Raw genomic sequence first — 10,491 nt, forward strand, 5'->3', positions numbered from 1 at the left:
TAAACACCTCCCCCGGGACCCGGGGCGGGGTTTAACATTTTTCGGCACGGGTTTTTTTACATTACAGGGCCGCCGTCCGACGGAACGTTCCGTCGACGGGCGCCGCGCATACACAGATACCCTTGACACGTGACCGACGCCCAAGAGACCGCAGCAGACACTTCACTGCGAACCACCGGGGGCGCTCCCCCGGACGACGTCGCCCCGGCGCCGATCCCCTTGCTCGAACCTCGCGAGGGCATTCCCCCGGTGGCGGCCTCCGACGACGCCCTCGCCCGGGTGGTCGCGGCCTTCGCCGCGGGCACCGGCCCCGTCGCCGTCGATGCCGAACGCGCATCCGGCTACCGCTACGGCCAGCGCGCCTATCTCGTACAGCTGCGCCGTGCGGGTGCGGGCAGCGCGCTGATCGACCCGGTCGGCTGCCCCGACCTGTCGTCGCTCGGCGAGACACTGCAGGGCAGCGAGTGGATCCTGCACGCCGCCACCCAGGACCTGCCCTGTCTGCGCGAAATAGGGATGACCCCGACCGGGCTCTTCGACACCGAGCTCGCCGGACGGCTGGCCGGATTCCCGCGGGTCGGGCTCGGTGCGATGGTCGAGAGCGTACTCGGCTACGCGCTGGAGAAGGGGCACTCCGCCGTCGACTGGTCCACCCGCCCGCTGCCCGACCCCTGGCTCCGCTACGCCGCACTCGATGTCGAGCTGCTGATCGATCTGCGCAACGCACTCGAAGGGGAGCTCGACCGCCAGGGCAAGCTGGAGTGGGCGCAGGAGGAGTTCGACGCGATCGCCTCGGCGCCGCCCGCTCCCCCGCGCAAGGATCCGTGGCGTCGTACGTCCGGTATGCACAAGGTGCGCCGTCGCCGCCAGATGGCGGTCGTGCGGGAGCTGTGGAACGCCCGCGACCAGATCGCGCAACGCCGGGACATCTCGCCCGGCAAGGTGCTCGGCGACGCGGCGATCGTCGAGGCGGCCCTCTCGCTGCCGGTCAACGTCCAGGCCCTGACCGCCCTGCCCGGCTTCGGTCACCGAATGGGACGGCGTCAGCTGGAGCAGTGGCAGGCGGCCGTCGACCGGGCCAAGGCGCTGCCCGAAGCCGAGCTCCCTCAGCCGGGTCAGCCTCTCGCGGGCCCCCCGCCGCCGCGTTCCTGGGCGGACAAGGACCCGGCGGCCGCCGCCCGGCTGTCGGCGGCCCGCGCCGCGGTGTCGGAGCTTGCCGAGCGGCTGCACATGCCGCAGGAGAACCTGATCACGCCGGACACGGTGCGCCGCGTCTGCTGGGAGCCGCCGAAGAATCCGACGCCGGGCGCGGTCGAGGACGCGCTCACCTCGTACGGGGCGCGGCGCTGGCAGGTCGCACAGGTGGCGCCGCTGCTGGTCCGCGCGCTGGCCGAGGCCGCCTGAGCGGCTTACGGCCTCCCCCGCGACTGGGAGCGGGCTCCCGACGCCCTGCGACTCCTCCCCCAAGCTCTCGGCTTCGCTCGAGCAGGGAGGGGCCCCCTTCGGCGTTGTCGTCGAAGCCGCACGACGCCGCTCGCCGATCCACTCCCTGTTGCGGGGGAGGCCGTTACCGAGGTCGAATTCGGGCCAGGTTGTGCGGCCCGCGGCCGCGCCTGACGGCCTCGGGTCCCGCGTTACCGGTCCCCACATCGCCGTGTCGGCGGCGCCGCACACCCTGGCACGCCCGCCGCCGACACAAGATTCACCAAGACAAGACTGTTTCCAACATGGACCAACAGTCTTAAGCTGCGTGTCGCAACACTTTCTCTCAGCACGTCGCTTTCAGAAAGGAATGGCATGCCCATGCCATCACGCCCTCGGGTCGCGAGACGGGCGGCCCGCGGGCTCACCGTCGCGCTGACCGCGCTCGCGCTGGGCTCCTTCGGCCTCACCGCCGAAGCGCCCGCGCAGGCCCGGCCGCAGGCGGCGAAGCCCGCTCACACGGTCGGCTACGACGACACGTCCATGACCATCGACGGCAAGCCGCTGTCCATCTGGTCCGGCGAGTTCCATTACTGGCGGCTGCCCAGCCCGGACGCGTGGCGCGACGTCCTGCAGAAGATGAAGGCGGGCGGCTACAACGCGACGTCGATCTACTTCGACTGGGACTTCCACTCCCCCAAGCCCGGCGTGTACGACTTCAAGGGCCTCCGCGACGTCGACAGGCTGCTCGACATCGCGGAGGAGGTCGGGATCTACGTCATCGCGCGGCCCGGCCCCTACATCAACGCGGAGACCGACGGCGGCGGCTTCCCCGGCTGGCTGCTCACCCAGAAGGGCAGGGCCCGCAGCACCGCGCCCGACTATCTCGCCGCCTCCGACGAGTGGCTGTCTCAGATCGACCCGATCATCGCCCGGCACCAGCTCACCAACGGCACGGGCACGGTGATCGCCTATCAGGTCGAGAACGAGTACTACCAGGACACCGACGACGGGCACGCGTACATGCGGCACCTCGTCGACAAGGCGCGCGCCGACGGCATCACCGTGCCGCTGACGGGCAATCACTTCGGCCTCTTCACCAAGGAACTCGACATCGAGGGGTACGACGCGTATCCCCAGGGCTTCAACTGCTCCAAGCCGGACGTCTGGCATGACCTGCCCGACTTCTCGGGCGAGAAGAAGCCCGGCGAGCCGCTGTTCCTGGCGGAGTTCCAGAGCGGCGCCTTCGACCCGTGGGGCGGCCGCGGCTACGACAAGTGCCGGCAGCTCACCAACGGTGACTTCGCGAAGGCCGCCTACGAGAACAACATCGCCTCGGGCGCGACGATGCAGAACTTCTACATGGCGTACGGCGGCACGTCCTGGGGGTGGCTGGCGTCGCCCGAGTCGGTCTACAGCTCGTACGACTATGGCGCGCCGATCCGCGAGGACCGTCAGCTGACCGAGAAGTACCTGGTCATGAAGCGGCTCGGCTACATGCTGCAGTCGGTGGCGCCGCTGACCAAGACGGAGAAGGTCACCGTGGCCGCGCCGGAGAACAGCGCGCTGCTGCGCCGTGACCGGCGCAATCCGGACAACGGCACCCGGATCACGGTCGTGCGCCACAAGGACGTGAACAACAAGGCGAAGGACACCACGCATCTCACGCTCGGCGACTACGCGTCCGTGCCGCAGAAGCCGGGCACCGCGCTGACGATCAACGCCCGCGACTCCAAGATGCTGGTCTCCGACTACGCCATGGACCATCAGCAGCTGCGCTACTCGACCTCCGAGATCATGACGCACGGAACCTTCGGCGAGCGCGATGTGGCGCTGCTGTACGGCCGGCACGGCGAGGACGGCGAGACCGTGCTGCGCTACGCGGACCGGCCCGAGGTCCAGGTGCTCAGCGGTCAGGTCGAGCAGACCTGGGACGCGGCGAGCGGCGATCTGCGGCTGAACTACGCGCACGACGGCCTGGCCAAGGTGCTGATCACCCCGCCCGGCAGCTCGACCCCGCTCCTGCTGCTGCTCGCGGACGACGCGACCGCCGACACCTACTGGCGCCTCGACACCCCGCAGGGCCCGGTCCTCGCGAGCGGCCCCGAGCTGCTGCGCACCAGCTCCTACGCGAACGGCGTGCTGGGGCTCACCGGCGACACCGACAAGGCGGCGCAGCTGCACGTCATCACCGGCACTCCGGCGACGTCCGTCACCTGGAACGGCAAGCCCGCGAAGGGCGCCCTGGACACCACCGGGGCGAGCCTCGCCGGGCCGAAGCCCGTCACCCTGCCGACCCTGGGCGGCTGGAAGTTCCACCGCGAGACGCCCGAGGCTCAGCCCGGATTCGACGACGCGGCCTGGCGCGCCGTCGACCAGCAGGCCATGTCGGTGGACCACTACGGCTTCCACGCCGGCTCGGTCTGGTACCGGGGGCACTTCACGGCGGCCGGTACGGAGACCGCGGTGCAGGTCGACGCGACCACGGGGCACGGTGGTGCCTATCTGGCATGGCTGAACGGCACGTACCTGGGCAGCAGCAACGACGCCACGCACAGCTTCGACATCCCCGCCGGGACGCTGAAGCCGGGCAAGGACAATGTGCTGGCCGTCCTCTCGGCCCACACGGCGCACGAGCAGGACTGGTCCGCGGACGACCACCACAAGCAGCCGCGCGGGCTGACGGCGGCACACCTGGTGGGCTCGGACAAGCAGATCGGCTGGCGGATCCAGGGCGCGCTCGGCGGCGAGGACCCGGCCGATCCGGTGCGCGGACATCTGAACACCGGCGGTCTGTACGGCGAGCGGCACGGCATGTACCTGCCGGGCTACCCGGATGACCAGTGGTCCTCCGTCTCGCTGCCGCACAGCGGCGCGAACGCACCCGGCGTCTCCTGGTACCGCACCACCTTCGACCTCGACCTGCCGGAGGGCCAGGACGTCCCGATGGGGCTGACCTTCGCGGACGACAAGGCGAAGAACTACCGGGCACTGGTGTACGTCAACGGCTGGATGGTCGGTATGTACGTCAACGACCTGGGTCCGCAGACGACGTTCCCGGTCCAGCCGGGCATGCTGCGCACGAACGGTCACAACACGGTGGCGATCGCCGTCATCGGCGAGGACCCGGACGGCGACGGTCTCGGCAAGGTGTCGCTGGAGGCGTACGGGAACCACACCACGTCCCTGCGCTACCGCAACATCGCCTCGCCGGGCTGGTCGGCCGCGGCCTACCGCGATCCGCGCGCGACCGCCGATGTGACCATCAGCGCCCCGGACACGATCACCCGCGGTGGCACGGGCGAGGTCACGGCCACCTTCGCGCCGCGGCGCTCCACGGCCCGCGACGCCGAGCTCACCCTGCAGCTGCCGGACGGGTGGAAGTCCGAGCCGACGGCCACCCAGTCGCTGGGTGACGTACGGGCCGGGCAGACCGTGACCCGTACCTGGAAGGTCACCGCGCCCACCGAGAGCGGGCCATGGGCAACGGTGCTGTCGGCTGCTGCGCGGTACCAGGAGGGGACGGCGGCGGCCGCAACAAGCGTCGCCACGCCGCCTTCGACGCCCGGTGCGGGCACGCGCGACCTCGCGGACCTCGACTTCATGTCCACCAACGGCTGGGGTCCGGTGGAGCGGAACACCTCCAACGGTGAGGACGAGGCCGGTGACGGGAAGCCGATGTCGATCGCGGGCACGTCGTACGCGAAGGGGCTCGGCATCCACGCCGACAGTGACGTCACCGTGTACCTGGGCGGGGCCTGCACCCGCTTCAGCGCCTCGGTGGGCGTCGACGACGAGACGAACGGCGGCGGCTCCGTCACCTTCAAGGTCCTCGCGGACGGCAAGGAGGTCGCGTCGACCCCGGTCATGCGGGGGAACGCGAAGGCCCTCGCGGTGGACGCCGATGTGACCGGCGCCAAGGTCCTCGACCTGGTCGTCGGTAACGCGGGCGACGGCTATGGGCAGGACCACGGAGACTGGGCGAACGCGACACTGACCTGCACGGGTTGATGTCCCGGGGCGGCCGGGGCGCTGTCGCGCCCCGGCCGCCTCACGCGGCCCCTCACCCAGTGTGACGTTCGCCGCTCCGGGCGCGGGGACTACCCCACTTGGTTACCCGCAAGTAGCATGAAGGGGTGCGGCGCGCCTCCGAGGCGTGCTCCGCAGCAGTGCCATCCCGCACCCTGGAGGAGAGCCATCGTGCCTCGTACCATCCGGGACGTCGTCTTCGTCGACGGCGTCCGCACCCCGTTCGGCAAGGCGGGCCCGAAGGGCATCTACCACGAGACCCGCGCCGACGATCTCGTCGTGAAGGCCATCCGGGAGCTGCTGCGCCGCAACCCGGACCTGGACCCCGCCCGTATCGACGAGGTCGCCATCGCCGCGACCACCCAGATCGGCGACCAGGGCCTGACGCTGGGCCGGACCGCCGGAATCCTGGCCGGTCTGCCGCAGTCGGTGCCCGGCTACTCCATCGACCGCATGTGTGCGGGCGCCCTGACCGCCGTCACGTCGACGGCCGGTTCCATCGCCTTCGGCGCGTACGACGTCGTCGTCGCCGGTGGTGTCGAGCACATGGGCCGCCACCCGATGGGCGAGGGCGTGGACCCGAACCCGCGCTTCGTGTCGGAGAAACTGGTCGACGAGTCCGCCCTCTTCATGGGCATGACCGCGGAGAACCTGCACGACCGGTTCCCGCAGATCACCAAGCTCCGCGCCGACGAGTACGCCGTGCGCTCGCAGGAAAAGGCCGCCAAGGCGTACGCCAACGGCAAGATCCAGCAGGACCTGGTACCGATCTCGGTGCGCAACACCAACGCGGAGGTCGGTGAGACGGGCTGGGGCCTGGTCACCGCCGACGAGCCGATGCGTCCGGGGACGACGCTGGAGTCCCTGGCCGGTCTGAAGACGCCGTTCCGTGCGCACGGCCGCGTCACCGCGGGTAACGCCGCCGGTCTCAACGACGGCGCCACCGCCTCGCTGCTCGCCGCCGAGGACGTCGCCCGCGAGCTCGGTCTCCCGGTCAAGATGCGCCTCGTCTCGTACGCCTTCGCAGGTGTCGAGCCGGAGGTCATGGGCTACGGCCCGATCCCGTCGACCGAGAAGGCCCTCGCCAAGGCCGGTCTGTCGATCGGTGACATCGGTCTCTTCGAGATCAACGAGGCGTTCGCCGTCCAGGTGCTCGCCTTCCTCGACCACTACGGCATCGCCGACGACGACGCGCGTGTCAACCAGTACGGCGGCGCCATCGCCTACGGTCACCCGCTGGCCTCCTCGGGTGTGCGTCTGATGACGCAGCTGGCCCGCCAGTTCGAGGAGCAGCCGAGTGTCCGCTACGGCCTGACCACCATGTGTGTCGGCTTCGGCATGGGCGCGACGGTCATCTGGGAGAACCCGAACTTCGACGGAGGCAACGCGTGAGCGAGCGCAGCGAGCGAACAGACAAGAGGTGCAGCCTGAGCGAATGCCGGGCCGAGCGAAGCGAGGGTCAGGCATGAGCTCCACCACTGAGCTTCTGAAGGGCGCAGCCGAGCTGTTCCCGGGCGAGGTCGTCACGCAGGCGCACGTCCGCCACCTCGACCTCCCGGCGGGTGCGGGCAGGTTCGCCCTCATCACGCTGGACAACGGCCTGGACCACACCAAGCCGACGACCTTCGGACCGCAGTCGCTGGCGAACCTGAACGCCGCCGTCGACCAGGTCGAGAAGGAGGCTGCCGAGGGTGCGATCACCGGTATCGGTATCACCGGCAAGCCGTTCATCTTCGCGGTCGGCGCCGACCTCAAGGGCGTCGAGCTGCTGAAGAACCGTGACGACGCGCTCGCCATCGGCAAGGGCGGCCACGACGTCTTCCGCCGCCTCTCCGGTCTCGCGGTCCCCACGTTCGCGTACTACAACGGCGCGGCGATGGGCGGCGGTGTCGAGGTCGGTCTGCACTGCTCGTACCGCACCGTCTCCAAGGCGCTGCCCGCGTTCTCGCTGCCCGAGGTCTTCCTCGGTCTGGTCCCCGGCTGGGGCGGCTGCGCCCTGCTGCCGAACCTGATCGGCGCCGACCGCGCGGTCTCGGTGATCATCGAGAACTCGCTGAACCAGAACCGCCAGCTGAAGGGCAAGCAGGTCTTCGAGCTCGGGATCGCCGACGCGATCTTCGAGGGCGCGGACTTCCTGGAGCAGTCGCTGATCTGGACCGCGAACGTGCTGAACGGCACGGTCACGGTCGAGCGCCCCGAGGTCGACCGCGGTGACGCCTGGGACCAGGCCGTCGCCCGCGGCAAGGCCATCGCCGACTCCAAGGTGCACGGCGCCGCCCCGGCCGCGTACCGCGCGCTGGAGATCATCGCCGCGGCGAAGGACGGCGACCTGAGCGCCGGCTTCGACGCCGAGGACCAGGCCCTCGCGGACCTGATCATGGGCGGCGAGCTGCGCTCCGGGATCTACGCATTCAACCTGGTCCAGAAGCGTGCCAAGCGCCCGGCCGGTGCCCCGGACAAGAACCTGGCCCGCCCGGTCACCAAGGTCGGCGTGGTGGGTGCGGGCCTGATGGCTTCGCAGCTCGCCCTTCTCTTCCTCCGCCGCCTCGAGGTCCCTGTCGTCCTCACCGACATCGACCAGGAGCGCGTCGACAAGGGTGTGGGCTATGTCCACGCCGAGATCGAGAAGTTGCTCGGCAAGGGCCGGATCAACCAGGACAAGGCCAATCGCCTGAAGACCCTGGTCACCGGTGTGCTGGACAAGGCCGAGGGCTTCTTTGACGCCGACTTCATCATCGAGGCCGTCTTCGAGGAGATCGGCGTCAAGCAGCAGGTGTTCGCGGAGGTCGAGGCAGTCGCCCCGGCGCACGCGATCCTCGCCACCAACACCTCGTCCCTCTCGGTCACCGAGATGGCGTCGAAGCTGCAGCACCCGGAGCGGGTCGTCGGCTTCCACTTCTTCAACCCGGTCGCGATCCTCCCGCTGCTGGAGATCGTCCGCGGCGAGCAGACCGACGACGCGTCGCTGGCCACGGCGTTCGGTGTGGCGCGGAAGCTGAAGAAGACCGCGGTGCTGGTGAAGGACGCCCCGGCGTTCGTCGTCAACCGCATCCTCACCCGCTTCATGGGCGAGATCCAGAACGTCATCGACGAGGGCACCCCGGTCGAGGTCGCCGAGAAGGCCATCGAGCCCCTCGGCCTGCCGATGTCCCCGCTGGTGCTCCTGGAGCTGGTCGGCCCGGCCATCGGTCTGCACGTCTCCGAGACCCTGAACCGCGCGTTCCCGGAGCGTTTCACCGTCTCCGAGAACCTCGCGGCGGTCGTCAAGGCCGGCAAGCGCGGCTTCTACGTCTACGACTCCGGCAAGCCGGAGCTGGACCCGGAGGTCGCCGCGCTCCTCAAGCAGGGCGATGTCGCCCTGTCCGAGGAGCAGGTCCGCAACCGCGTCCTGGACGCGGTCGCGCAGGAGATCGGTCTGATGCTGGACGAGGGCGTCGTCGCCGAGGCCCAGGACATCGACCTCTGCCTGATCACCGGCGCGGGCTGGCCCTTCCACCTGGGCGGCATCACGCCGTACCTGGACCGTGAGGGCGTCTCGGAGCGGGTGAACGGCAAGAAGTTCCTGGCGCAGGGCGTGGCGAGCGTCCCGGCGTAACAGCACCACTGCGAACGCGGTGAGGGCCGTACGGGATCACTCCCGTACGGCCCTCATTGATTCAGCTTCCCGCATGTCACGGGCCGGCCTGCTACCGGATGCCCTCTTCCTGCACGAACTCGCCCAGCCAGGCACGGAATTCCGGGCCGAGGTCCTCGCGCTCGCAGGCCAGCCGGACGACGGCACGCAGGTAGTCGCCGCGATCCCCGGTGTCGTAGCGGCGACCGCGGAAGACCACCGCATGCACGGGGCCACCGAGAGTCGGGTCGAGGGCCAACTGACGTAGGGCGTCAGTCAGTTGGACCTCGCCACCGCGGCCCGGCGGGGTCTTGCGCAGGATCTCGAAGATCTGCGGGGCGAGGACGTACCGCCCGATCACGGCGAGATTGCTGGGCGCGGTGCCGGGTTCGGGCTTCTCCACGAGATCGGTGACGGCCAGTACGTCGCCCGCCTCATCGCCCGAGGGGGCCACAGCTGCGCATCCGTAAAGGTGCGTCCGGTCGTCCTCGACCTCCATGAGCGCCACGACGCTACCGCCACGCTGCTCCTGGACCTCCAGCATCCGGGCGAGCAGCAAATCGCGCTCGTCGATGAGGTCGTCGCCGAGCAACACCGCGAACGGGGCGTCCCCGACATGCGGTTCGGCGCAGAGGACGGCGTGGCCCAGGCCGAGCGGGTTGCCCTGCCGCACGTAGTGGACGTCGGCCAGTTCGCTTGACTCACGGACCTGGCGCAGCTTGCCGAGGTCGCCCTTCAGCTCCAGCAGATGCTCCAGTTCGTAGGCACGGTCGAAGTGGTCCTCCAGGGCCCGCTTGTTACGGCCGGTGACCATGAGCACGTCATCGAGTCCGCTGCGTACGGCCTCCGCCACCACGTACTCGATGGCGGGCCGATCCACGACCGGGAGCATCTCCTTGGGAGTCGCCTTGGTCGCGGGGAGGAATCGGGTGCCAAGACCCGCGGCCGGGATGACGGCCTTGCGGGTGCGGCGGTGGTGCGTAGGCATGAACGTGTACTCCACAGCGGGCGGCGGATATGACGATGTGACGGGACGGAGGCCCGGAGCCGGGCCCGAGGCCGGGGATCCAGGGCCGGAAAGAAGGGGGGTCAGGTCTTGTCGGGGCTGACGGTGAAGGACAGCTCGTTGCCAGGCGTGAAGAAGACCCTTCCGCGCGCCGGACCCTGCGTCGGGTGGTGCCAGCGCTGCGTGGGATAGACATCGATCCGCTTGCGCTCCAGGATGTCGTCGAAGAAGCGCGCCAACCGGATACGGGGTTGACCGGGTTCACGCTCCAGCCACAGGTCCCAGTCGTCGTGGGGGGGCCGGCCCCGGGGCGCCCCCCCCCCCCCCCCGCCCCGCGGCCCGCGGGGCCCCCCCGGGGGGCCCGCGCACCGCGCGCCCCCCCCAGAAGAACGCCACCCCCCCCCGGGGGGGGGGCCCGCGC

The 10,491-nt window shown here is 70.1% G+C and carries 6 protein-coding genes; 4 read left to right on the forward strand and 2 right to left on the reverse strand.

The genetic code is table 11. The features are described 5' to 3' along the window. Positions 1–129: 129 nt before the first annotated feature. From AB0915_RS35905 to AB0915_RS35920, 4 genes are all read left to right on the forward strand, one after another. The gene (locus AB0915_RS35905) at positions 130–1,404 is read left to right on the forward strand and encodes a ribonuclease D (protein ID WP_366695109.1); all 1,275 of its coding nucleotides are present in this window, start codon (positions 130–132) and stop codon (positions 1,402–1,404) included. Positions 1,405–1,803: 399 nt separating this feature from the next. Beyond that, entirely contained in the window at positions 1,804–5,433 is a 3,630-nt protein-coding gene (locus AB0915_RS35910; RefSeq protein WP_366695111.1) for a beta-galactosidase, read from the forward strand. Between the two features lie 189 nt (positions 5,434–5,622). After that, a complete protein-coding gene (locus AB0915_RS35915; protein ID WP_366695113.1) occupies positions 5,623–6,843 on the forward strand; it encodes an acetyl-CoA C-acyltransferase in 1,221 nt (406 codons plus the stop codon). 73 nt (positions 6,844–6,916) lie between these two features. Further along, on the forward strand, positions 6,917–9,046 hold the full coding sequence (locus tag AB0915_RS35920; RefSeq protein ID WP_366695115.1) for a 3-hydroxyacyl-CoA dehydrogenase NAD-binding domain-containing protein: 2,130 nt from the start codon (positions 6,917–6,919) through the stop codon (positions 9,044–9,046). 91 nt (positions 9,047–9,137) lie between these two features. Here the strand turns inward: AB0915_RS35920 and galU are convergent, their stop codons facing one another. Both galU and AB0915_RS35930 read right to left on the reverse strand, forming a co-directional pair. After that, a complete protein-coding gene (gene galU / locus AB0915_RS35925; RefSeq protein WP_366695117.1) occupies positions 9,138–10,052 on the reverse strand; it encodes a UTP--glucose-1-phosphate uridylyltransferase GalU in 915 nt (304 codons plus the stop codon). A 101-nt stretch (positions 10,053–10,153) separates the two neighbouring features. Continuing rightward, positions 10,154–10,309 (reverse strand): hypothetical protein, encoded by a 156-nt coding sequence (locus AB0915_RS35930; RefSeq protein WP_366695119.1) that lies wholly within the window; start codon positions 10,307–10,309, stop codon positions 10,154–10,156. Between the last annotated feature and the right edge of the window lie 182 nt (positions 10,310–10,491).

This window comes from Streptomyces sp. NPDC048411 (assembly GCF_040704695.1).
In the GTDB taxonomy this organism is placed as follows: domain Bacteria; phylum Actinomycetota; class Actinomycetes; order Streptomycetales; family Streptomycetaceae; genus Streptomyces.

Coding starts and splice junctions, on each gene's coding strand:
- AB0915_RS35910 (WP_366695111.1), top strand. CDS start 1,804: ATGCCATCACGCCCTCGGGTCGCGAGACGGGCGGCCCGCGGGCTCACC.
- galU (WP_366695117.1), bottom strand. CDS start 10,052: ATGCCTACGCACCACCGCCGCACCCGCAAGGCCGTCATCCCGGCCGCG.
- AB0915_RS35920 (WP_366695115.1), top strand. CDS start 6,917: ATGAGCTCCACCACTGAGCTTCTGAAGGGCGCAGCCGAGCTGTTCCCG.